Source organism: Streptomyces sp. NPDC001068, from assembly GCF_042897315.1.
In the GTDB taxonomy this organism is placed as follows: Bacteria; Actinomycetota; Actinomycetes; order Streptomycetales; family Streptomycetaceae; genus Streptomyces.
This window is the reverse complement of record NZ_JBIAYD010000010.1, coordinates 123,518-145,887: the sequence shown is the minus strand read 5'-3', so window position 1 is coordinate 145,887 and position 22,370 is coordinate 123,518. Positions and strand designations below refer to the sequence as shown.

Here is a 22,370-nt window from a genome sequence, read left to right as displayed (position 1 = left end):
CCCTTACAGCTTCATCAGGCTGGCGTCGTCGACCGAGGCCGAGTGGCGGGTACGGAACAGCGACACGATGATCGCGAGCCCGACCACGACCTCCGCGGCGGCGACGACCATCGTGAAGAAGGCGATGATCTGGCCGTCGAGATTGCCGTGCATGCGGGAGAAGACGACGAAGGCGAGGTTGCAGGCGTTGAGCATCAGCTCGACGCACATGAAGACGACGATCGCGTTCCGTCTGATCAGCACGCCGGTGGCGCCGATCGTGAACAACAGGGCGGCGAGATAGAGGTAGTAGACCGGGTTCACTTGGACGCCTCCTCGGGCCGCTTGAGGTTCTCCGGCTCGATCGGGGTCCGCTCCAGCCGCTCCTCGGCGCGCTGTTCCAGGGCCCGCAGGTCGTTCAGGGCTTCTGTGGACACGTCACGGATCTGACCGCGGTCGCGCAGCGTCTTGTTGACCGTGAGCTCGGACGGCGTGCCGTCGGGCAGCAGGCCGGCGATGTCGACCGCGTTGTGCCGGGCGTAGACGCCGGGGGCGGGCAGCGGCGGCAGGTGCTTGCCGTCGCGGACGCGCTGTTCGGCCAGCTCGCGCTGGGTCTTGGCGCGCTCGGTGCGCTCCCGGTGGGTGAGCACCATGGCGCCGACGGCCGCGGTGATGAGGAGCGCGCCGGTGATCTCGAAGGCGAAGACGTACTTGGTGAAGATCAGGGCGGCGAGGCCCTCGACGTTGCCGTTGGCGTTGGCCTGGCCGGTGCCCGCGAAGTTCTTCAGGGAGGCGTTGGCGATGCCCGCGAGGAGCAGGACGCCGAAGCCGGCCCCGCACAGAAGGGCCAGCCAGCGCTGGCCCTTGATGGTCTCGGTCAGGGAGTCGGCGGCGGTCACGCCGACCAGCATCACCACGAAGAGGAACAGCATCATGATCGCGCCGGTGTAGACGACGATCTGCACGATGCCGAGGAAGTAGGCGCCGTTGGCGAGGTAGAACACCGCAAGGATGATCATGGTGCCGGCCAGGCAGAGGGCGCTGTGCACGGCCCGCCTCATCAGGACGGTGCCCAGGGCGCCGAGCACCGCGACGGTACCGAGGATCCAGAACTGGAAGGCCTCACCGGTGGAGGTGGCATAGGCGGCGAGCTGCGGGCCCATCACGCGTCCACCCCCTCGTCCTCAGGCTTCTCGCCCTTGGAGACGGCCACCTGCTGCACGGTCCCGGGCGCCGCCTCGGTCACCAGGCCCCGGTAGTAGTCCTGTTCGTCGGTGCCCGGGAAGATCGAGTGCGGGGAGTCGACCATGCCTTCCTCGAGGCCGGCCAGCAGCTGCTCCTTGGTGTAGATGAGGTTGGCGCGGCTGGTGTCGGCGAGCTCGAACTCGTTGGTCATCGTGAGCGCGCGCGTGGGGCACGCCTCGATGCACAGGCCGCACAGGATGCAGCGGGCGTAGTTGATCTGGTAGACGCGGCCGTAGCGCTCGCCCGGCGAGTAGCGCTCCTCGTCGGTGTTGTCCGCGCCCTCCACGTAGATGGCGTCGGCGGGGCAGGCCCAGGCGCACAGTTCGCAGCCGACGCACTTCTCCAGGCCGTCCGGATGGCGGTTGAGCTGGTGCCGTCCGTGGAACCGCGGAGCCGTGGTCTTCTTCTGCTCCGGGTACTGCTCGGTCAGCCGCTTCTTGAACATGGCCTTGAAGGTCACGCCGAAGCCGGCCACGGGGTTCAGGAAACCGGGCTCGGTCTCCTTGGGCTCGTCAGCCATCGGACGCCTCCTTTCCATCCGTAGATCCGTCACTGACAGTGTCCGGTCCACCACTGACAATCAGCTCACGCTCCCGGCGCGGGCCGCGCCGGGGCACCGGCGGCAGCTCCTGTCCGGGCAGCGGCGGCACGGGGAACCCGCCTGCCATCGGGTCGAACGCGACCCGCTCGGCGGCCGGCTGCGCGGCCGCCTCCTTGCCGCCCTTGTCGCGGAACATGTCGACGACGAAGGACAGGAGCAGCAGGGCGAGGAGTCCGCCGCCGACGTAGAGGGCGATGTCGGCGAAGCCGTAGTTCTCGTTGCGGAGGGTCCGTACGGTGGCGACGAGCATCAGCCAGACGACCGAGACCGGGATGAGGACCTTCCAGCCGAGCTTCATCAGCTGGTCGTAGCGCACCCGCGGAAGGCTGGCGCGCAGCCAGACGAAGACGAAGAGCAGCACCACGACCTTGGCGACGAACCAGAGCATCGGCCACCAGCCGTGGTTGGCCCCCGCCCAGACGGTGCTGATCGGCCAGGGGGCGCGCCAGCCGCCGAGGAACAGCGTGGCCGACACGGCGGCGACCGTCACCATGTTGACGTACTCGGCGAGCATGAACATCGCGAACTTGATCGACGAGTACTCGGTGTTGAAGCCGCCGACCAGGTCGCCCTCGGACTCCGGCATGTCGAAGGGGGCGCGGTTGGTCTCGCCGACCATGGTGACGACGTAGATGATGAACGAGACCGGCAGCAGCACGATGTACCAGCGGTCGTGCTGCTGGGCGACGATCGTGGACGTCGACATCGAGCCCGAGTACAGGAACACCGACGCGAACGCCGCGCCCATGGCGATCTCGTAGGAGATCATCTGCGCGCAGGAGCGCAGGCCGCCGAGGAGCGGGTAGGTGGATCCGGAGCTCCAGCCGGCCAGGACGATGCCGTAGATGCCGACGGAGGCGACCGCGAGGATGTAGAGCATCGCGATCGGCAGGTCGGTCAGCTGCATCGTGGTGCGGTGGCCGAAGATCGAGACCTCGTTGTCGGCCGGCCCGAACGGGATGACCGCGATGGCCATGAACGCCGGGATGGCCGCGACGATCGGCGCCAGGATGTACACGGCCTTGTCGGCGCGTTTGACGATGAGGTCTTCCTTGAGCATCAGCTTCACGCCGTCGGCGAGCGACTGGAGCATGCCCCAGGGGCCGTGCCGGTTGGGGCCGATGCGCAGCTGCATCCAGGCGATGACCTTGCGCTCCATGACGATGGAGACCAGCACGGTCACCATCAGGAAGGCGAAGCAGAAGACCGCCTTGACGACGACCAGCCACCAGGGGTCCCGGCCGAACATGGAGAGGTCTTCAGCAGCGAGGTACGGGGTCATGCCTCCACCTCCTTGGGTGCCTCGCCGGCGGTTGCCGCCGGGCCGATGCGGACGAGGGAGCCGGGCTGCGCCCCGGTGTCGGAGGCGACCCCGCCGCCCGTGGAGTTCAGCGGGAGCCAGACCACCCGGTCGGGCATCTCGGTGATCCTGAGCGGGAGTTCGACGGTGCCGTTGCCCGAGGTGACGGCGAGCGGCTCGCCGTTGCCGACACCGGCCTCGGCCGCGGTGGCGGCGGACAGCCGGGCGTGGGCGGCGTGCCGGGTGCCGGCGAGTGCCTCGTCGCCCTCCTGGAGGACACCCTGGTCGAGCAGGAGCCGGTGTCCGGCGAGCACGGCCTCCCCGGCCGCCGGCCGCGGCAGCGGTGACGCCGTCTCCCTCGGCTCGGAGGCCTTCGGCCCGTCCCAGCCGCCGAGCCGGTCGAGTTCCGCGCGTGTGGTGCGCAGGTCGGGCAGGCCCAGGTGGACGTCCATGGCGTCGGCGAGCATCTGCAGCACGCGCGCGTCGGTGGGCGCCACTCGCCGGGTCATCTGCTCGGGCTTGAGGGCGGCCTCGAAGGAGCGGACGCGGCCCTCCCAGTTGAGGAAGGTGCCGGCCTTCTCGGCGACGGCGGCGACCGGGAGGACGACGTCGGCGCGGTCGGTGACCTCGCTGGGCCGCAGCTCCAGCGAGACCAGGAAGCCGACGGCCTCGAGCGCCGCACGCGCGCGCGCGGGGTCGGGCAGGTCGGCGACCTCGACACCCGCCACCAGCAGGGCGGAGAGCTCGCCGCGGGCGGCGGCCTCGATGATCTGGCCGGTGTCGCGGCCGTAGCGGAGGGGGAGTTCGGACACGCCCCAGGCGGCGGCGACCTCGTCACGCGCGCGCGGGTCGGTGGCCGGGCGGCCGCCGGGCAGCAGCGAGGGCAGCGCGCCCGCCTCGATCGCGCCGCGCTCACCGGCCCGGCGCGGGATCCACACCAGCTGCGCGCCGGTGGCGGCGGCGGCCCGTACGGCGGCGGTCAGGCCGCCGACGACCGACGCGAGCCGCTCGCCCACGACGATCACCGCGCCCTCGGCGCGCAGCGCCTCGGCGGCCAAGGTGCCGGGCTCCTCCAGGCCGACGCCGCCCGCGAGCGCGTCCAGCCATTCGGTCTCGGTGCCGGGTGCGGCCGGCAGCAGCGTGCCGCCGGTCTTCTGCAGGCCGCGCGTGGCGTGCGTGGCGAGCGAGAACACCTTCTGCCTGTGCTTGCGCGAGGCCTTGCGCAGCCGGAGGAAGACCCCGGGGGCCTCCTCCTCCGACTCGAACCCGACCAGCAGGACGGCGGGCGCGTGCTCGAGCGAGGTGTTGGTGACGCCCTTGCCGTCGAGGTCGCGGCCGCGGCCGGCGATCCGGGCGGCCAGGAAGTCGGCCTCCTCGCTGCTGTGCACGCGCGCGCGGAAGTCGATGTCGTTGGTGTCGAGCGCCACGCGCGCGAACTTGCTGTACGCGTAGGCGTCCTCGACGGTGAGCCGGCCGCCGGTGAGGACGCCGGCCCGGGAGCGGGCCGCGGCCAGCCCCTGGGCGGCCGCGTCGAGCGCCTCCGGCCAGGAGGCGGGTTCGAGCACGCCCTGGGCGTTGCGGACCAGCGGGGTCTGCAGGCGGTCCTTGTGCTGCGCGTACCGGAACGCGAAGCGCCCCTTGTCGCAGATCCACTCCTCGTTGACCTCGGGGTCGTCGGCGGCCAGCCGCCGCATGACCTTGCCGCGCCGGTGGTCGGTGCGGGTGGCGCAGCCGCCCGAGCAGTGCTCGCACACCGACGGCGAGGAGATCAGGTCGAAGGGCCGGGAGCGGAAGCGGTACGCCGCCGAGGTCAGCGCGCCGACCGGGCAGATCTGGATGGTGTTCCCGGAGAAGTACGACTCGAACGGGTCGCCCTCGCCGGTGCCGACCTGCTGGAGCGCGCCGCGCTCCAGGAGTTCGATCATCGGGTCGCCGGCGACCTGGTTGGAGAACCGGGTGCAGCGGGCGCACAGCACGCACCGCTCGCGGTCCAGGAGCACCTGGGTGGAGATCGGGACCGGCTTCTCGTAGGTGCGCTTCTTGCCCTCGAAGCGCGACTCGGCGTTGCCGTGCGACATCGCCTGGTTCTGCAGCGGGCACTCGCCGCCCTTGTCGCAGACCGGGCAGTCCAGCGGGTGGTTGATGAGCAGCAGCTCCATCACCCCGTGCTGGGCCTTCTCGGCGACCGGGGAGGTGAGGTGGGTCTTGACCACCATGCCGTCGGTGCAGGTGATGGTGCAGGACGCCATGGGCTTGCGCTGGCCCTCGACCTCGACGATGCACTGGCGGCAGGCGCCGGCCGGGTCCAGCAGGGGGTGGTCGCAGAAGCGCGGGATCTCGATGCCGAGCTGCTCGGCGGCACGGATGACCAGGGTGCCCTTGGGCACGCTGATCTCCACGCCGTCGATCGTCAGCGTGACGAGGTCCTGCGGCGGGACCGCCGCCGTTCCCCCGGAGGAGGGGGAACTCGTGGTCACGGTCATGCGTTCACCTCCGGGCGGTCCGCCCAGGCCGTCGACTTGGCCGGGTCGAAGGGGCAGCCCCGGCCCGTGATGTGCTGTTCGTACTCCTCGCGGAAGTACTTCAGTGAGGAGAAGATCGGGGACGCGGCGCCGTCGCCGAGGGCGCAGAAGGACTTGCCGTTGATGTTGTCGGCGATGTCGTTCAGCTTGTCGAGGTCGGACATCACGCCCTTGCCGGCCTCGATGTCGCGCAGCAACTGCACGAGCCAGTAGGTGCCTTCGCGGCACGGGGTGCACTTGCCGCAGGACTCGTGGGCGTAGAACTCGGTCCAGCGGGTGACGGCGCGCACCACGCAGGTGGTCTCGTCGAAGCACTGGAGTGCCTTGGTGCCGAGCATGGAACCGGCGGCGCCCACTCCCTCGTAGTCCAGGGGGACGTCGAGGTGCTCGTCGGTGAACATGGGCGTCGAGGAGCCGCCCGGCGTCCAGAACTTCAGGCGGTGTCCGGCACGCATCCCGCCGCTCATGTCGAGCAGCTGGCGCAGGGTGATGCCGAGCGGTGCCTCGTACTGGCCGGGGCTGGTGACGTGGCCGCTCAGCGAGTAGAGCGTGAAGCCAGGGGACTTCTCGCTGCCCATCGACCTGAACCAGTCCTTGCCCCGGTGCAGGATCGCGGGAACCGATGCGATGGACTCGACGTTGTTCACAACAGTCGGGCAGGCGTAGAGGCCTTCGACGGCCGGGAAGGGAGGACGCAGTCGCGGTTGACCACGGCGGCCTTCGAGCGAGTCCAGCAGCGCGGTCTCCTCACCGCAGATGTACGCGCCGGCGCCGGCGTGCACGGTGAGGGTGAGGTCGAGACCGCTGCCGAGGATGTTCTCGCCGAGGAAGCCGGCCTCGTAGGCCTCGCGCACGGCCTCGTGCAACCGCCGCAGGACGGGGACGACTTCACCTCGCAGGTAGATGAAGGCATGCGACGACCGGATGGCGTAGCACGCGATCACGATGCCCTCGATGAGGCTGTGCGGGTTCGCGAAGAGGAGCGGGATGTCCTTGCAGGTCCCGGGCTCCGACTCGTCGGCGTTGACAACCAGATAGTGCGGCTTGCCGTCTCCCTGCGGAATGAACTGCCACTTCATCCCGGTGGGGAATCCCGCGCCGCCGCGGCCGCGGAGTCCGGACTCCTTGACGTAGGCGATCAGGTCGTCCGGCGACATGGCGAGGGCCTTGCGGAGCCCCTCGTATCCGTCGTGGCGCCGGTAGACGTCCAGCGTCCAGGACCGGTCCTCGTCCCAGAAGGCCGACAGCACGGGTGCGAGCAGCTTCTCGGGGCTGGTGTCCTTGAGATCGGGTACCACCGTCATCACTCCCCCTCCTCGGCGGCAGGCCCTGCCGGGTGCGACGGGTCGGAGGCCGAGGTCTCCTGCGGTGCGTCATGGGAACTGAGGTGCTCGGCCGGCGACGGCTCGTGCACCGTCCGGTCCTGCGGACCCGGACGCGGATGGACCACGCGCGCGGGCGCGGCCTCTCCCCTGGACAGGTGGAGTCCCACCAGCGAGGCGGGTCCGGCGCTGCCGCCCGCGTCGACGGCACCGGGCCGCTCGTCGGGGAAGCCGGCCAGGATCCGCGCGGTGTCCTTGAAGGTGCACAGCCGGGCCCCGCGGGTGGGCTCGACGTCCCGGCCGGCGCGCAGGTCGTCGACCAGGCGCCGGGCGCTCGCCGGGGTCTGGTTGTCGAAGAACTCCCAGTTGACCATCACGACCGGTGCGAAGTCGCAGGCCGCGTTGCACTCGATGTGCTCGAGGGTGACGCTGCCGTCGTCGGTGGTCTCGCCGTTGCCGATGCCCAGGTGCTCCTGGAGGCTCTCGAAGATGGCGTCGCCGCCCATCACCGCGCACAGCGTGTTGGTGCAGACGCCCACCTGGTAGTCGCCGGAGGGCTTGCGCCGGTACATCGTGTAGAAGGTGGCGACCGCGGTGACCTCCGCGGTGGTCAGCTCCAGCTCGTCGGCGCAGAACTGCATCCCGGTGCGGGTGACGTGCCCCTCCTCCGACTGCACGAGGTGCAGCAGCGGCAGCAGGGCGGACCGGGAGTCGGGGTAGCGCGCGATGATCTCACGCGCGTCCGTCTCCAGGCGGGCCCGGACGTCGTCCGGATACGCGGGGGCGGGCAGCTCTGGCATGCCCAGGCTGACGCCCCGCTCCGAAGAAGAGGTGTTCACCGGTCGACGCCTCCCAGTACCGGGTCGATGGACGCGATGACGACGATGACGTCGGCGACCTGGCCGCCCTCACACATCGCCGCGATGGCCTGCAGGTTCGCGAAGGACGGGTCGCGGAAGTGGACCCGGTAGGGGCGGGTGCCGCCGTCGGAGACGACGTGCGCCCCGAGTTCGCCCTTGGGTGACTCGATGGCCGTGTAGACCTGTCCGGGCGGTACCCGGAAGCCCTCGGTGACCAGCTTGAAGTGATGGATCAGGGCCTCCATGGAGGTGCCCATGATCTTCTTGATGTGGTCCAGGGAGTTGCCGAGTCCGTCCGGTCCCAGGGCGAGCTGCGCGGGCCAGGCGATCTTCTTGTCGGCGACCATGACCGGGCCGGGCTGGAGCCGGTCCAGGCACTGCTCGACGATCCTGAGCGACTGGCGCATCTCCTCCAGGCGGATCAGGAAGCGGCCGTAGGCGTCCGCGGTGTCCGCGACGGCGACGTCGAAGTCGTAGTTCTCGTATCCGCAGTACGGCTGCGACTTGCGCAGGTCGTGCGGCAGGCCGGTGGCGCGCAGGATCGGGCCGGTGGCGCCGAGGGCCATGCAGCCGGCCAGGTCGAGATAGCCGATCCCCTGCATACGGCCCTTGAAGACCGGGTTCCCGGTGGCGAGCTTGTCGTACTCGGGGAGGTTCTTCCGCATCTTCTTGACGAACTCGCGGATCTGGTCGACCGCGCCGGGCGGCAGGTCCTGGGCGAGGCCGCCGGGGCGGATGTACGCGTGGTTCATCCGCAGGCCGGTGATCAGTTCGAAGAGGTCGAGAATCATTTCACGATCACGGAAGCCGTAGATCATGAGCGTGGTGGCGCCGAGCTCCATGCCGCCGGTGGCGATGGCCACCAGGTGCGAGGACATCCGGTTCAGCTCCATCAGGAGCACCCGGATGATCGTGGCGCGGTCGGTGACCTGGTCCTCGATGCCGAGGAGTTTCTCGACGGCGAGACAGTAGGCGGTCTCGTTGAAGAAGGACGTCAGGTAGTCCATGCGCGTCACGAAGGCGGAGCCCTGGGTCCACGTGCGGTACTCGAGGTTCTTCTCGATGCCGGTGTGCAGGTAGCCGACGCCGCAGCGGGTCTCGGTGACGGTCTCGCCGTCGATCTCCAGGATCAGCCGGAGCACCCCATGGGTGGAGGGGTGCTGGGGACCCATGTTGACGACGATGCGCTCGTCGTCGGCGCGGGCCGCGGACTGGACGATCTCGTCCCAGTCGCCACCGGTGACCGTGTAGACGGTGCCCTCGGTGGTCTCGCGCGCCGAGGCGGTCGACGCGGCGGATGCTGACTGTGTGCTCACGAGTACGACCTCCGCTGGTCCGGAGCCGGGATCTGGGCGCCCTTGTACTCGACGGGGATGCCGCCGAGGGGGTAGTCCTTGCGCTGCGGATGGCCCTGCCAGTCGTCCGGCATGAGGATCCGGGTCAGGGCCGGGTGACCGTCGAAGACGATCCCGAAGAAGTCGTAGGTCTCCCGCTCGTGCCAGTCGTTGGTCGGATAGACCGGGACCAGGGACGGGATGTGCGGGTCGGCGTCGGGGGCGCTGACCTCCAGGCGGATCAGCCTGTTGTGGGTGATCGAGCGCAGGTGGTAGACGGCGTGCAGCTCGCGGCCCTTGTCCTGGAGGTAGTGGACGCCGCTGACGCCGGTGCACAGCTCGAACCGGAGCGCTGGGTCGTCGCGCAGGGTGCGGGCGACCCGCACCAGGTGCTCGCGTTCGACGTGGAAGGTGAGCTCGCCGCGGTCGACGACCGTCTTCTCGATGGCGTTGTCGGGCAGTAGGCCCTGTTCCTCCAGGGCGCCCTCCAGCTCGTCGGCGACCTCGTCGAACCAGCCGCCGTAGGGGCGGGCCGCGGGTCCCGGTAGCCGGACCGAGCGGACCAGGCCGCCGTATCCGGAGGTGTCCCCGCCGTTGTTGGCGCCGAACATGCCGCGCTGGACGCGGATCTCCTCGCCGCCCTGGCCGCGCTGGCCGGGGAGGTTGTCGGCGGCCAGGTCCTTCTCCGGGTCGGCCCCGTTGTGGCCGTTCGCGTCGCTCACCGCAGCAGCCCCTTCATCTCGATCGTGGGCAGGGCCTTGAGCGCCGCCTCCTCCGCCTCGCGGGCCGCTTCCCTCGCGTTGACGCCGAGCTTGCCGTTCTGGATCTTCTGGTGGAGCTTGAGGATCGCGTCCAGCAGCATCTCGGGGCGGGGCGGGCAGCCGGGCAGGTAGATGTCGACCGGGACGATGTGGTCGACGCCCTGGACGATGGCGTAGTTGTTGAACATGCCGCCCGAGGAGGCGCAGACGCCCATGGAGATCACCCACTTCGGGTTGGGCATCTGGTCGTAGACCTGCCGCAGCACCGGCGCCATCTTCTGGCTGACCCGGCCGGCGACGATCATCAGGTCGGCCTGGCGCGGTGAGCCGCGGAAGACCTCCATGCCGAACCGCGCCAGGTCGTACCGGCCCGCTCCCGCCGTCATCATTTCGAAGGCGCAGCAGGCGAGGCCGAAGGTGGCGGGGAAGACGGACGCCTTGCGTACCCAGCCCGCGGCCTGCTCGACGGTGGTCAGCAGGAAACCGCTCGGCAGCTTTTCTTCGAGTCCCATGAGTTAAAAGCCCCTCAGTCCCATTCCAGGCCGCCGCGCCGCCATACGTACGCGTACGCGACGAAGACGGTGAGCACGAAGAGCAGCATCTCCACGAGCCCGAAAACACCCAGGGCGTCGAAGGTGACGGCCCACGGGTAGAGGAAGACGATCTCGATGTCGAAGACGATGAAGAGCATCGCCGTCAGGTAGTACTTGATCGGGAAACGCCCGCCGCCGGCCGGCGTGGGGGTCGGCTCGATGCCGCACTCGTAGGCTTCGAGCCTGGCGCGGTTGTACCGCTTCGGACCGATCAGCGTGGCCATGACCACGGAGAAGATCGCAAAGCCTGCCCCGAGGGCTCCCAGTACGAGGATGGGCGCATACGCGTTCACCGCTCCTCGCTCCTCTCAGTCGGCACTGACTGGTGGCGGTTCGACCGGGCTCATCCGCCTCGTCCGTCACGCGAACCCCGCACGTCCCGGGCGAAGATCGCGAACATGTGAAGCAGGTCACAAGCCCAGCTGCCTCGCATCTTATGCCTGTCGCTCTGTGATCTGCGACACGGGGTATTGCACAAGCTTTGTGATCTCCACCACCTGACGATCGATCATGAAGTCGGATGAGTAGTGATCTTCACACTCGAAGCGTTCAGCTGATCACCAGAGGTGACATTTTCGCTCGTCGACGCAGGCCGGAGGGGGTCCACGGCGGGCGTCTCCATATCAAGAGGGTTCCTCTGCATGCAAATTCGCGGTGGACGGACCGTCCTGCTAGAGGATCGCGTTCACACATCAGAGGGAGGTGCGAGGAGCGATGTGGACGCGTGCGCGCGTTCACGAACTCGGGCGGCCTCGAGCCGCACGCGAGACGCACCCTCCCCGGTAACCGTTCCGTGACCTCCGCCACATTGGTGAGAGATCCATGAGAACCGGGCTTGGCCAATCATCCCAACCGATGGTAGGCGGGGGGCAATTCGGACGTTATGACGAAAGAACGTGATCACATGCATGATCACGGGCGCCCGCAATGTCCGTTACGGCGTCAATAAAGAAGGACAAGGGCAGTAATCTCAGCCCCGATTGAACAACTGTGGCGCAGCACACGTTTCTTGAAGATATGAAGGAGCCCCTGGTACCGGTTGTTCCCATGTCCCACACCGCTCACATACGCAGCCACCGGAAAGCCCGCCGCAGCGCGACGACAAGCATCGCCGTGCGCGCCGGAGTTGCCAGTGGCGTCCTCGGCATGGCAGCGGCGGGCGCGGCCTCGGCGAGTGCCGCCGAACCCGTGACGCAGACGCTCGAACTGCCCACCCTGACGGCCGACCTGGCCACCCAGGTGGCCCAGTCCGCCGACGCCACTCAGCAGGCCGCCGCGAACTACGCGCTCCAGGCCGAGCGCGACGCGGCCGCCGCAAAGGCCGCGAAGCAGGCCAAGTCGGACCTCGCCGAGGCCAAGCACAAGGCCGAGGCCAAGAAGAAGGCCGAGGAGGCCCGCAAGGAGGCCGCCGCACGCGCCACCTCGCGCAGCGCCGAGCGCACCACGCTCAGCGCCACCTCCACGGCCTCCAGCGCCTCCACGAGCACCTCCACGGCGACCGGTTCGGCCGCCGCCGTGGTCGCCTTCGTGAAGGCCCAGATCGGCGACGCCTACGTCTCCGGCGGCACGGGCCCCAACTCGTGGGACTGCTCGGGTCTCGTGCAGGCCGCCTTCAAGTCGGTCGGCGTCAGCCTGCCGCGCGTCTCCCAGGACCAGTCGACGCAGGGCACCCAGGTCTCGCTGAGCAACCTGCAGCCCGGCGACATCCTCTACTGGGGCAGCGCCGGCAGCGCGTACCACGTGGCCGTGTACGTGGGCGACGGCATGTTCGTGGGCGCGCAGAACCCCTCCAGCGGCGTCGGTGAGCACCCGCTGTCGTACGACCCGCCGTCCGGCGCGGTGCGGGTGCTCTGACAACAGGGGCAAACCGCAGAAACCCGGTATAACTCGGGCATCACATAAGCACGGTAGGGCCGCAGCCGCTCGGGGGCAGCGGCCCTTCCGGCGCGTCCGTCCCGGCGAGGTCTTCTCCAGACGCCTCCGCGAGGTTTTCCACAGATGCCCCGCCGGGTTCTCCACAGGTGTCCGGGCAGGGTTTTCCACAGCCCTGCCCGCGCTCCGGCGATCCCTGGGATTCTCGACTCATGCCGCTCGCACGGAGCGGCCCGAGACCCGAGAGGGGACATCGCGATGCCACGCGTCTTCGTCCAGGGCAGCCCCATGGACCACTACCCCCGGCACGCGCCGGAGGCCCGGCGCGGTTCGGTGCGCCGGATCACCGAGACCGGCGAGGAGGTCCTGCACAAGCCGTGCCGGGACGTCACCGAGTTCGGGCCCGACCTCGCCGCACTCGTCGACGACATGTTCCTCACCATGTACATCGCCGAGGGAGCCGGTCTGGCGGCCAACCAAGTCGGCGTCGACCTCAGGCTCTTCGTGTACGACTGCCCCGATGACGACGGTGTCCGACATGTCGGTCACATCGTCAATCCCGTACTGGAGCCGCAGGGTCCGGCCGGCCGGCGGCTGCTCGACGACAGCGAGGGCTGCCTGTCGGTGCCCGGGGCCGTCATGGAGGTGGCGCGTCCCGATCGGGCGACCGTGCGCGGCGTGGACAGGGACGGCAATCCGCTCACCCTGGAGGGAACAGGATATTTCGCCCGCTGCCTCGCGCACGAGACCGACCATGTGAACGGACACCTGTATCTCGACCGGCTCACCGCGCGGCAGCGCAAGGAGGCGATGCGGCAGGTGGCGGCCCGGCGCGACGAGGTCCACGCCCGCAGAGCCGCCAACACCGAGGCGCTCACCGCGTAGCGGCGGCGCCCCCGCACCGGCCGGACCGCACAGCGGTGCTCACGCCTTGGGGGCCACCTTGCTCAGGCCGTTGATGATGCGGTCCATCGCGTCGCCGCCGGTCGGGTCGGTGAGGTTGGCCAGCAGCTTCAGGGTGAATTTCATGAGCATCGGGTGGGTCAGGCCGCGCTGCGCCGCGATCTGCATGACCTTCGGGTTGCCGATGAGTTTCACGAAGGCGCGGCCCAGCGTGTAGTAACCGCCGTAGGTGTCCTTGAGGACCCGCGGGTAGCGCTGCAGGGCCGTCTCGCGCTGGCCGGGCGTGGCCCGCGCGTGCGCCTGGACGATGACGTCGGCGGCGATCTGGCCGGATTCCATGGCGTAGGCGATGCCCTCGCCGTTGAAGGGGTTCACCAGGCCGCCGGCGTCGCCGACGAGGAGCAGGCCGCGCGTGTAGTGGGGCTGGCGGTTGAAGGCCATGGGGAGGGCCGCGCCACGGATCGGGCCGGTCATGTTCTCCGGGGTGTAGCCCCAGTCGGCGGGCATGGAGGCGCACCAGGCCTTGAGGACCTCGCGCCAGTCCAGTTCCTTGAACGAGTCGGAGGTGTTCAGCACGCCCAGGCCGACGTTGGACGTGCCGTCGCCCATGCCGAAGATCCAGCCGTAACCGGGCAGCAGGCGGTCCTGGGGGCCGCGGCGGTCCCAGAGCTCCAGCCAGGACTCCAGGTAGTCGTCCTCGTGACGGGGGGAGGTGAAGTAGGTCCGTACGGCCACGCCCATCGGGCGGTCCTCGCGGCGGTGCAGGCCCATCGCGAGGGAGAGGCGGGTGGAGTTGCCGTCGGCGGCCACGACGAGCGGCGCGTGGAAGGTGACCTCGCGCTTCTCCTCGCCGAGCTTGGCGTGCACACCGGTGATCCGGCCGGTGCGGTCGTCGACGATCGGGGCGCCGACGTTGCAGCGCTCGAAGAGGCGGGCGCCCGCCTTCTGGGCCTGACGGGCGAGCTGTTCGTCGAAGTCGTCGCGTTTGCGGACCAGGCCGTAGTCGGGGAAGGAGGCGAGATCCGGCCAGTCCAGCTGCAGGCGGGTGCCGCCGCCGACGATGCGCAGGCCCTTGTTGCGCAGCCAGCCGGCCTCCTCGGAGATGTCGATGCCCATCGCGACCAGCTGCTTCACCGCGCGCGGGGTGAGGCCGTCGCCGCACACCTTCTCGCGCGGGAACTCGGTCTTCTCCAGCAGGAGCACGTCGAGGCCCGACTTGGCGAGGTGGTACGCGGTCGTGGAGCCGGCTGGCCCCGCGCCGACGACGATGACATCGGCGGTGTTTTCGGAGAGTGGCTCGGTCACGGCAGGGTCTCCCCAAGGCTAGAAATCTGCGTGCCGGCCGGCACTGGACATGGGCAGTCTATTCAGCGGTACTGATCACCCTGCTGAAGGGCTGCCCCTGTGAACCGAGCTCTCCCCGCGGTACGGCTGCGTGTACCCACCCACGAGGACGCGTTCGCCTGGTACCGGGTCTTCGACGACCCGGACGTCATGGAGTTCCACGGCGGCAGGTCCGCGGAGCTGTCCGTCTACGAGGAGCTCACCGCCCGGCAGCGCCGGCACGACGCGGAGCTCGGGTTCTGCCTGTGGACGATGGCCGACGAGTCCGGCCGGGTCATCGGCTTCACCGGCGCCCAGCCGTGGCCGCGGGACTGGGGACCCGAGGGCGAGATCGAGATCGGCTGGCGGCTGGGCCGGGAACACTGGGGCCAGGGGTACGCCACGGCCGCGGCGTTGACGACGCTGGAGCGGCTGCGGGCCGTGGGCGTACCCGCGGTGGTGGCGATGGTGCGGCCCGGGAACGAGCGGTCGGTCGCGGTGACCCGTCGCCTCGGGATGGAGCTCGCCGGAACCTTCCCGCACCCGCGCTTCGAGGAGGACGCGCTCTGCTTCCGACTCGATCTGCGGGCCCGGGCCACGGAATCGGCCCGATCCGCGGACTCGACCCACGGGGTGGTTACTTAGAGTAACGATCTGTCACAGAACGCCACTTGGCGCTTCCGGCTGCCATATGCCCGGGGTTACCCTTCCAGTACCGCTGGGGGTGACATCTGTGCATATAACACCCAAGACACCCGAAACGCGCGTGCCACGGCTGGTCGGACTGATGGCCGTGGACGCACGCGAGACCGCCCGGGCACGGGGGTTGTTCCTCAACGCCCCGGACCGGCCGGAGTTCCACCTGACGGTCGTCGACTACGTCGTTCGCCAGTTCCCGCAGGCCGGCGCCGAGGTGCCGCGGGACTCGATGGTGTACGTGTGGTTCGACTTCGGTGAGGGAGAGGGCGGCGGAGGCGTGCGCGAGCCACGCATCCCGCGGCCACCGACGGGCGGGATGCAACGGGAGCTGGACCGGCCCGGTGACACCTTCGAGGTGATCGGCGGGTGACGCCCGGATCGGGGCTCAGGCCTCCTTGAAGCCCCGGTGCAGGGCGACGACCCCGCCGGTGAGGTTGCGCCAGGCCACCTTCGACCAGCCCGCCTCGCGCAGCCGTCCGGCGAGCGCCGGCTGGTCGGGCCAGGCACGGATGGACTCGGCGAGATAGACGTAGGCGTCCGGATTGGAGGAGACCGCGCGGGCGACGGGCGGCAGCGCGCGCATCAGGTACTCGGTGTAGACGGTCCGGAACGGCGCCCAGGTGGGGTGCGAGAACTCGCAGATCACCACGCGGCCGCCGGGGCGGGTCACCCGGTACATCTCCCGCAGGGCGGCGTCGGTGTCCTGGACGTTGCGCAGCCCGAAGGAGATCGTCACGGCGTCGAAGGTGTCGTCCTTGAACGGCAGCCTGGTGGCGTCCCCCGCGGTGAAGGGCATCCAGGCGGCGCGCCGCTTGCCGACCTGGAGCATCCCGAGGGAGAAGTCGCAGGGCACCACGTAGGCGCCGGCCCGGACGAACGGCTGGGAGGACGTGCCGGTGCCGGCCGCCAGGTCCAGGACCTTCTGCGCGGGCCGCGCGTCGACCGCCCGGGCGACCTCCTTCCGCCACTGCCGGTCCTGGCCGAGCGACAGCACGTCGTTGGTCAGGTCGTACCGTTCCGCCACGTCGTCGAACATCGAGGCGACTTCGTGCGGCTGCTTGTTCAGGGAGGCGCGGGTCACCGGGCCATTCTTGCAGCCCACCGTCACGGCGGAAGCCGGGGCTTCCTCTTCGCCGCGACGTCCGCCATCCAGCCGCACGGCAGGACTGGGGTGGGGAGACGCGCACGCTCGCGGGCGGGACGCGCTACTTCCGTCGGTGGACGAGGCGCCCGGCACACACCGTCGCGACGCACTCCCCCGCCGCGTCGAACACGGCCAGGTCGGCCCGGGCCGACCTCTCGGTGAGCCGTCCGGGGCCGGCCGCGGCGACCACGGAGACGTCGTTGCGCGCGGCCGCGGCCCGGAGTTCGGGCGAATCCGCGTACGCCGCCAGTACCGCCACCGCGCCCAGCTTCAGCACGGCGTGCACGCGCTCGCGCGGGCTGGGGGCGTCCGGCAGCGGACCGTCGTGGACACGGGCGGGGCCGAGCGACCCCGGCCACCGGCGTACCCGCGCCCGGGGGAACCGTTCACGCAGCTCCTCGTACCGGCCGACGGCACCGATCCGGTCCTGTACGACCACCACGGCGCCGTTCTCGACCGGCTCGGCGTCCCAGTCCGCGAAGACCAGGTCCGCCGCGTGAATCGTCTCCACGGCCGTCAGTTGGAGGCGAGGAGCTTCAACTCCGGGTGAGCCGTCCCGCCCTCGATCGCCGTCGAGGAGATGTGGGACATCACCCGCTCGTCCACCGGGTCGTTCGCCGGGTCGTCGTGCACGACGAGGTGCTCGTACGTGGTCGCGCGCTGCGCCGGGACCCGGCCCGCCTTGCGGATCAGGTCGATGATCTCCAGGCGGTTGGAGCGGTGCTTGGCTCCGGCCGAGGAGACGACGTTCTCCTCCAGCATGATCGAGCCGAGGTCGTCGGCGCCGTAGTGCAGCGAGAGCTGGCCGACCTCCTTGCCGGTGGTCAGCCAGGAGCCCTGGATGTGGGCGACGTTGTCGAGGAAGACCCGGGCGATCGCGATCATCCGCAGGTACTCGAAGAGGGTCGCCTGCGTGCGGCCCTTGAGGTGGTTGTTCTCGGGCTGGTAGGTGTACGGGATGAAGGCCCGGAAGCCGCCCGTGCGGTCCTGGACGTCCCGGATCATCCGCAGGTGCTCGATGCGTTCGGCGTTGGTCTCGCCGGTGCCCATGAGCATCGTGGACGTGGACTCCACGCCGAGCCCGTGCGCCGCCTCCATGATCTCCAGCCAGCGCTCGCCGCTCTCCTTGAGGGGCGCGATGGCCTTGCGGGGGCGGGCGGGCAGGAGTTCCGCGCCGGCGCCCGCGAAGGAGTCGAGGCCGGCCTCGTGGATGCGGGTGATGGCCTCTTCGACCGAGACACCGGAGATCCGGGCCATGTGCTCGACCTCGGACGCCCCCAGGCTGTGGATGACCAACTGCGGGAACGCGTCCTTGATCGCCTTGAAGTTGCGCTCGTAGTACTCGACGCCGAAGTCGGGGTGGTGGCCGCCCTGGAACATGATCTGGGTGCCGCCCAGTTCGACGGTCTCCGCGCAGCGGCGCAGGATGTCGTCGAGCTCGCGGGTCCAGCCCTTGGCCTGGTCCTTGGGGGCCGCGTAGAAGGCGCAGAACTTGCACGCGGTGACGCACACGTTGGTGTAGTTGATGTTCCGCTCGATGATGTACGTCGCGATGTGCTCGGTACCGGCGTACCTGCGGCGGCGTACGGCGTCGGCGGCGGCGCCCAGCGCGTGCAGGGGCGCGTCACGGTAGAGGTCGAGCGCCTCTTCCGGGGTGATCCGCCCACCGGCGGCGGCACGGTCGAGGACAGACTGGAGGTCGGCCTTCTCGGTCACCTGGGCGTCCCTTTCGTCAAGGGTTGTGGACAGACCCCGCCAGCCTACGCCAGGCCTCCGGACGGCCCGACCTCAGGCCGTGTACGCGCCGACCAGCAGCGCCGCGAACGCGCCGGCGATCAGGAACGGGCCGAACGCGATCGCCGTCCGGCGCCCGGCCCGCCGCGCGACGACCAGGGCGCCGCCGTACAGGGCGCCGAACAGGAAGCCGGCGAAGGTGCCGAGCAGCACGGTGGGCCAGCCGTACCAGCCGAGGACCGCGCCCGCCCCGAGGGCCAGTTTCACGTCGCCGAAGCCCATCCCGCCGGGGTTGACGAGGAAGAGGGCGAAGTAGCCGGCGCCGAGGGCGGGGGCCGCGCAGAGGGCGGTGGACCAGTCGCCGGCGTGCTCGGGGAGCAGCGCGGCCGCGCCGAGCAGGGCGAGCGCCGCGGCCGCCAGGGGCAGGGTGAGGGGGTCGGGAAGGCGCTGCACCCGGAAGTCGACGGCCGCGAGCAGCACGCCCACCGGCGCGAGCAGCAACCACACCCCCAACTCGGGCCGGCCACCGGTGGCGACCGCCAGCAGCGCACAGACCAGCGCGGACGCCACGACGAACGGCGTCGTGCGGGGACCGTAGGCGGCCCGCGGACGGCGATCGCCGGGCACGGACCCGCCGTCAGGCACCGGCACCGGCACCGGCACCGGCACCGGCGCGAGGTCACCACCGGACCCGGACCCAGATCCGGAGTCGCCCTCGGCCGCGGACCCGCCGTCCGGCACCCGCGCAAGGTCACCACCGGACCCGCACGCGGAGTCGCCCTCGGCCGTGGACCCGCCGTCAGGCGCCGGCGTGGACTCGCTTCCGCGTGCCGGTGCGGGCGTGGCGACGTGCGGCGTCTCGGCCGCCGCGCACGCACCGCAGCGTGCGCCGCCCAGCCACCCCTTGAGCGGGTGTCCGGCCGGGCACTCGGTGCGCCACCGCTCACCCGCCGGTGCCGAGAAGCGGTACGCGGCGCGGGGCAGCAGGGTGCCGGCCGCCGCGCCCCAGAGGGTGGCGGCGGCCGGGAGGGCGAGGTCGAGTGCGGTCATCCCGTCGCGGCGGCGCCCTCGCGCCAGGTCGGCAGGAGTTCGTCGAGGAGCGCCTCGGTGCGCGGCGGCAGGCCGCGCGCCCCGCTGCGGGTGACGAGCTCGGCGGCGAGGACCCGCAGCCGGTCCGGGTCGCCGGTGGCGTGGGTGGCGCGCAGCAGTTCGTTCCAGAGGCGCTCGTCGTCCGGGGCGGTCCTCAGCGCCGCGCCGAGCGCCTCGATCGCCTTCTCCGCGCGGTCCTTCTCCAGGTGGAACGCGGACAGGGCGAGGCCGATGTCCGCGACCAGCAACGGCAGCTGGGCGTCGACGATCTCGTGGGTGAGCCAGCGGTAACGGCTCTCCGCGCGGTCGGCGAGCAGCGGACCGCGGACGAGGACCAGCGCGTCGGTGAGCAGACGGCCGCGGACGGCCCGGTTGCCGGCGCCCGTGCCCTGCGTGGCCTCGTAGTAGAGGGAGCGCAGCACGTCCAGGTCGGAGACGACCGACCGGGCGAGCACCAGGCGGCCGGTGGTGTCGGCGCGCAGCCGCTGGCCGCCGTCCGGATCGGTGCCCAGCCAGGCGCGCAGCCGCTCCAGCAGCGCGTCGCGGACGTCCTCCGTCACCCCGCGCGGCCACAGCGCGGACGACAGCACGCGCGGGTGCACCCCTTCGCGGTGCAGCAGAAGCAGCGCCAGCGCCTCGTGGAGCAGCGCGCTGCGTTCTCCGTCCGGGGTGTCGAGGCCGATGATCTCGTACGGGCCGACCAGTCGCGCGTACACCGCGGGACGGCCCTGTTCGCTGATGTCGACGAGGAACGGCGGGGCGTTGGTCGGCCCGTCCGGGTCGCGGTCGGGGTCGGCCTCGACGAACAGCTCGACGACCGCGCGCTGCTGCACGGCGGGCAGCAGCTGGGCCTCCAGTTCGAGGCCGAGCAGCGGCGCGAGGAGCTTGCCGTCCGGGGTGATCTCCATCGCCCAGGCGGCACCCGGCAGGTCGGCGCTCTCGGTGCCGACCAGGTAGCCGATGCCGAGACGGGACGCGTCGGCGGCGAGTTCGGCGAGCCGCAGCGCGTCCTCGGGGGACGGCTGGGCGGCCAGCAGCACCAGGTTCGGCGCCCAGCGGGTGTGCTGGGCCGGGCCGGTGCGGCCGGTGAGGACCGAGTCGTGCCCGGCGGCGCCGAGTGCGCCCCGCCGCTGCCGGGTCTCCGCCTCCATCACCTCGAACAGCGCGTCCACGTCGTCGAGGTGGCGCAGCCGGTTGGGGGCGAGCGGGGTGAGGTCGGCGCCGAAGCCGACGAGCGTGATGGTCATGCGGTCCGACCAGCCGTTGGTGGCGAGTTCGGCGGCGACCGACGAAAACACGGCGGCCCGGTCGGCCTCGCGCCCGGTCAGCGAGACGATGCCGGGCACGGCCTCCAGGTTGAGCAGCAGCCGCGAGTCGTCCATGGTGCCGAGGCTGACCAGGCCGGGGTACGGGGCCGCGGTGTCGGTGTCCTCGTACCGCTCGGCGTCCGCGCGGGACAGCGTCCAGAACGTCTGGTCCTGGCCGAGCTGCCAGGGTGCCGGGGGCTTGCCGGCCGGCTGGGCGAGCTGCAGGTGCAGGTCGCCGTGGGTGAGCCAGGCCGCGTAGACGACGGGCAGCGAACGGGACTCCGCGGTGAGGGCGGCGGCGAGTCCGCGCAGGGACAGGTCCAGCAGTCGCACGCCCTCGGGGTCGGCGCCGACCAGCAGCGCGTCCTGCACGTCCAGGGCGTCGCCGTCGGGGGTCGGGGGCTCCATGCCGCGCCGGCCGGCGGCGGCGCCGAGCGCCGACTGCCACAGCGCCTGCCTGCGCCGGCGGCCGAGGGCGGCGAGCAGGCCGGCGGCGAGGAACGGGGCGCCGAGCAGCGCCTCCGGCAGACCGAAGGACGAGCCTGCCGAGGAGGAGCCGTCCGAGGCCGATCCGGCCGAGGCGGCGCCGGAGCCCTCCTGCCGGTGCGCGGCGGAAGCGCCCGCCCCGTCGGCCTGACGCGGGCTGGGGACCGTGATCTGGGCGGTCGCCCCGTCCTCGCCCGCCTGCTGCCCGCCCTGCTGCTGGTGCTGCTGCTCGTGCCGGTCGTGGTCGCCGGTCCTGGCGTACTCGCCGATCTGCTGCCGGACCTCGGGCGAGACGTGCGCGTCGGGGTTCTCGACGAGTTCGCCGCCGTGGGCGTCGCCCGGCATCTCCATGATCCAGCCCGGCCGGATGAGGCTTGCCTCGGAGAGCCGAGAACCGTCGGGCTGGACGCGGTCCTTGTTGAGTTCGTAGATCTCCTTGTACCGGCGGCCGTCGCCGAGGTGGCGCTGTGCCACCTCCCACAGGGAGTCGTGGTGGCGGCCCTCGGGCGGCTGGATCCGGTAGTACTTCGTCGCCCCGTGCGTGGCCGCGGTGGAACCGTGCTCGGCCCGGGCCTGGGCGGCGGCGTGGCCGGCCTGTTCGGCGAGCGCGGCGGCGGTGGACCTCGCCTGCTCCTGCTGCTGGGCGAGGATGCCGGGGGTCGCCTGGGCGGTGGCGACGGTGCCCTTCTGGTTGCCCTCCATGCTGTGGCCGAGCTGCGACAGGCCCGGGGTGAGGCTGGCGGCGGTGGCGCCGACCAGCAGCAGGGCGGCGACGAGCTGGCGGGCGAGCAGCTGGCTGGGGCCGGCGCCGGGGACCCGGCCGGGCAGGCCCACTCCGGAGACGGCTGCCCTGACCTCCACCAGCACGCAGGCCGTGAACTGGGCCCAGGCCAGCCACACGATGACCGTCAGGGTGTTCAGGAAGACGTCGACGCCGATCGGCTGCGACAGCCACTCCATCTTCGGCGCGCTGTGCGGCAGCGGCCAGCCGACGGTCACGGCGAGGGCGCCGGGGACGCCGACGACGAGCGCGAGCAGTGCCACGAAGGCGAGGAAGGCCCTGACGAAGTCCCCGAACGTACGCCGTCGCATCCGCACCGGCTGCGGGGTCCGGTTCCGCGGACCCGACGGGTTCCCCGTCGGTCTTCCCGTCGAGCCTGATGTGCTGCGTCGCGCCATGGCGGGTGTCCTGGGGTCGTGTGTGGAAGGAGCGGGCCGAGGGCACATCGAGCCTACCGAGCCCCCGTCCACGATCCTATTGACCGGGAGTGACAGCGTCGAAGGGCGGAACACCGA

At 70.9% G+C, this 22,370-nt stretch carries 21 protein-coding genes; 4 read left to right on the top strand and 17 right to left on the bottom strand.

The window, feature by feature from the left end:
* Positions 1-3: 3 nt before the first annotated feature.
* Genes nuoK through ACFY3I_RS27395 form a run of 11 tightly spaced genes read right to left on the bottom strand, consistent with a single transcriptional unit; the run spans position 4 to position 10,810 of the window.
* On the bottom strand, positions 4-303 hold the full coding sequence (nuoK, locus tag ACFY3I_RS27445; protein ID WP_351318021.1) for an NADH-quinone oxidoreductase subunit NuoK: 300 nt from the start codon (positions 301-303) through the stop codon (positions 4-6).
* Positions 300-1,142, bottom strand: coding sequence for an NADH-quinone oxidoreductase subunit J (locus tag ACFY3I_RS27440; protein WP_390863838.1), 843 nt, complete (start codon positions 1,140-1,142; stop codon positions 300-302). The genes nuoK and ACFY3I_RS27440 overlap by 4 nt, the downstream gene beginning before the upstream one ends.
* A complete protein-coding gene (gene nuoI / locus ACFY3I_RS27435) occupies positions 1,142-1,744 on the bottom strand; it encodes an NADH-quinone oxidoreductase subunit NuoI (RefSeq protein WP_390863526.1) in 603 nt (200 codons plus the stop codon). The genes ACFY3I_RS27440 and nuoI overlap by 1 nt, the downstream gene beginning before the upstream one ends.
* The gene (gene nuoH, locus ACFY3I_RS27430) at positions 1,737-3,107 is read right to left on the bottom strand and encodes an NADH-quinone oxidoreductase subunit NuoH (RefSeq protein WP_390863524.1); all 1,371 of its coding nucleotides are present in this window, start codon (positions 3,105-3,107) and stop codon (positions 1,737-1,739) included. Before nuoH ends, nuoI begins: the two co-directional genes overlap by 8 nt.
* Positions 3,104-5,608 (bottom strand): NADH-quinone oxidoreductase subunit G, encoded by a 2,505-nt coding sequence (locus ACFY3I_RS27425; protein ID WP_390863522.1) that lies wholly within the window; start codon positions 5,606-5,608, stop codon positions 3,104-3,106. The genes nuoH and ACFY3I_RS27425 overlap by 4 nt, the downstream gene beginning before the upstream one ends.
* Entirely contained in the window at positions 5,605-6,951 is a 1,347-nt protein-coding gene (nuoF, locus tag ACFY3I_RS27420; protein WP_390863520.1) for an NADH-quinone oxidoreductase subunit NuoF, read from the bottom strand. Before nuoF ends, ACFY3I_RS27425 begins: the two co-directional genes overlap by 4 nt.
* The gene (nuoE, locus tag ACFY3I_RS27415) at positions 6,951-7,808 is read right to left on the bottom strand and encodes an NADH-quinone oxidoreductase subunit NuoE (protein WP_390863519.1); all 858 of its coding nucleotides are present in this window, start codon (positions 7,806-7,808) and stop codon (positions 6,951-6,953) included. Before nuoE ends, nuoF begins: the two co-directional genes overlap by 1 nt.
* A complete protein-coding gene (locus ACFY3I_RS27410) occupies positions 7,805-9,145 on the bottom strand; it encodes an NADH-quinone oxidoreductase subunit D (RefSeq protein ID WP_362716312.1) in 1,341 nt (446 codons plus the stop codon). The genes nuoE and ACFY3I_RS27410 overlap by 4 nt, the downstream gene beginning before the upstream one ends.
* Positions 9,142-9,885, bottom strand: a complete 744-nt coding sequence (locus ACFY3I_RS27405; RefSeq protein ID WP_390863517.1) for an NADH-quinone oxidoreductase subunit C — start codon at positions 9,883-9,885, stop codon at positions 9,142-9,144. The genes ACFY3I_RS27410 and ACFY3I_RS27405 overlap by 4 nt, the downstream gene beginning before the upstream one ends.
* On the bottom strand, positions 9,882-10,436 hold the full coding sequence (locus tag ACFY3I_RS27400; RefSeq protein WP_365289092.1) for an NADH-quinone oxidoreductase subunit B family protein: 555 nt from the start codon (positions 10,434-10,436) through the stop codon (positions 9,882-9,884). The genes ACFY3I_RS27405 and ACFY3I_RS27400 overlap by 4 nt, the downstream gene beginning before the upstream one ends.
* Before the next feature lie 14 nt (positions 10,437-10,450).
* Positions 10,451-10,810: an NADH-quinone oxidoreductase subunit A gene (locus tag ACFY3I_RS27395; RefSeq protein ID WP_086791863.1), complete on the bottom strand. Its 360-nt coding sequence runs from the start codon at positions 10,808-10,810 to the stop codon at positions 10,451-10,453.
* Positions 10,811-11,564: 754 nt separating this feature from the next.
* Between ACFY3I_RS27395 and ACFY3I_RS27390 the strand changes: the two genes are divergently transcribed.
* Complete coding sequence (locus ACFY3I_RS27390) at positions 11,565-12,371, top strand: C40 family peptidase (protein ID WP_365289091.1); 807 nt, start codon at positions 11,565-11,567, stop codon at positions 12,369-12,371.
* 276 nt (positions 12,372-12,647) lie between these two features.
* Complete coding sequence (gene def / locus ACFY3I_RS27385) at positions 12,648-13,274, top strand: peptide deformylase (RefSeq protein ID WP_390863515.1); 627 nt, start codon at positions 12,648-12,650, stop codon at positions 13,272-13,274.
* Positions 13,275-13,313: 39 nt separating this feature from the next.
* On the opposite strand, the gene ACFY3I_RS27380 is transcribed toward def, so the two are convergent.
* A complete protein-coding gene (locus tag ACFY3I_RS27380) occupies positions 13,314-14,597 on the bottom strand; it encodes a geranylgeranyl reductase family protein (protein ID WP_365289089.1) in 1,284 nt (427 codons plus the stop codon).
* Positions 14,598-14,696: 99 nt separating this feature from the next.
* Here ACFY3I_RS27380 and ACFY3I_RS27375 point away from each other — a divergent pair, with 99 nt between their 5' ends.
* Positions 14,697-15,260, top strand: a complete 564-nt coding sequence (locus ACFY3I_RS27375; protein WP_365289088.1) for a GNAT family N-acetyltransferase — start codon at positions 14,697-14,699, stop codon at positions 15,258-15,260.
* A 121-nt stretch (positions 15,261-15,381) separates the two neighbouring features.
* Positions 15,382-15,684, top strand: coding sequence for a PASTA domain-containing protein (locus tag ACFY3I_RS27370; protein WP_390863513.1), 303 nt, complete (start codon positions 15,382-15,384; stop codon positions 15,682-15,684).
* A gap of 15 nt (positions 15,685-15,699) precedes the next feature.
* Here the strand turns inward: ACFY3I_RS27370 and ACFY3I_RS27365 are convergent, their stop codons facing one another.
* The 5 genes from ACFY3I_RS27365 to ACFY3I_RS27345 all read right to left on the bottom strand — a co-directional run bounded on the left by ACFY3I_RS27365 (position 15,700) and on the right by ACFY3I_RS27345 (position 22,253).
* Positions 15,700-16,395 (bottom strand): demethylmenaquinone methyltransferase, encoded by a 696-nt coding sequence (locus tag ACFY3I_RS27365; RefSeq protein WP_365289086.1) that lies wholly within the window; start codon positions 16,393-16,395, stop codon positions 15,700-15,702.
* Between the two features lie 124 nt (positions 16,396-16,519).
* Complete coding sequence (locus ACFY3I_RS27360; RefSeq protein WP_390863511.1) at positions 16,520-16,969, bottom strand: hypothetical protein; 450 nt, start codon at positions 16,967-16,969, stop codon at positions 16,520-16,522.
* 5 nt (positions 16,970-16,974) lie between these two features.
* A complete protein-coding gene (gene mqnC, locus ACFY3I_RS27355) occupies positions 16,975-18,174 on the bottom strand; it encodes a cyclic dehypoxanthinyl futalosine synthase (protein WP_365289084.1) in 1,200 nt (399 codons plus the stop codon).
* A 72-nt stretch (positions 18,175-18,246) separates the two neighbouring features.
* A complete protein-coding gene (locus ACFY3I_RS27350; RefSeq protein WP_390863509.1) occupies positions 18,247-19,242 on the bottom strand; it encodes a prepilin peptidase in 996 nt (331 codons plus the stop codon).
* On the bottom strand, positions 19,239-22,253 hold the full coding sequence (locus ACFY3I_RS27345) for a BTAD domain-containing putative transcriptional regulator (protein WP_390863507.1): 3,015 nt from the start codon (positions 22,251-22,253) through the stop codon (positions 19,239-19,241). The genes ACFY3I_RS27350 and ACFY3I_RS27345 overlap by 4 nt, the downstream gene beginning before the upstream one ends.
* Between the last annotated feature and the right edge of the window lie 117 nt (positions 22,254-22,370).

What these genes read in the sequence shown, in the direction of transcription:
- ACFY3I_RS27400 (WP_365289092.1), bottom strand. Translation starts at nt 10,436, where the DNA reads ATGGGACTCGAAGAAAAGCTGCCGAGCGGTTTCCTGCTGACCACCGTC.
- ACFY3I_RS27345 (WP_390863507.1), bottom strand. Translation starts at nt 22,253, where the DNA reads ATGGCGCGACGCAGCACATCAGGCTCGACGGGAAGACCGACGGGGAAC.
- ACFY3I_RS27350 (WP_390863509.1), bottom strand. Translation starts at nt 19,242, where the DNA reads ATGACCGCACTCGACCTCGCCCTCCCGGCCGCCGCCACCCTCTGGGGC.
- nuoF (WP_390863520.1), bottom strand. Translation starts at nt 6,951, where the DNA reads ATGACGGTGGTACCCGATCTCAAGGACACCAGCCCCGAGAAGCTGCTC.
- nuoI (WP_390863526.1), bottom strand. Translation starts at nt 1,744, where the DNA reads ATGGCTGACGAGCCCAAGGAGACCGAGCCCGGTTTCCTGAACCCCGTG.
- ACFY3I_RS27390 (WP_365289091.1), top strand. Translation starts at nt 11,565, where the DNA reads ATGTCCCACACCGCTCACATACGCAGCCACCGGAAAGCCCGCCGCAGC.
- ACFY3I_RS27425 (WP_390863522.1), bottom strand. Translation starts at nt 5,608, where the DNA reads ATGACCGTGACCACGAGTTCCCCCTCCTCCGGGGGAACGGCGGCGGTC.
- ACFY3I_RS27440 (WP_390863838.1), bottom strand. Translation starts at nt 1,142, where the DNA reads ATGGGCCCGCAGCTCGCCGCCTATGCCACCTCCACCGGTGAGGCCTTC.
- nuoH (WP_390863524.1), bottom strand. Translation starts at nt 3,107, where the DNA reads ATGACCCCGTACCTCGCTGCTGAAGACCTCTCCATGTTCGGCCGGGAC.
- def (WP_390863515.1), top strand. Translation starts at nt 12,648, where the DNA reads ATGCCACGCGTCTTCGTCCAGGGCAGCCCCATGGACCACTACCCCCGG.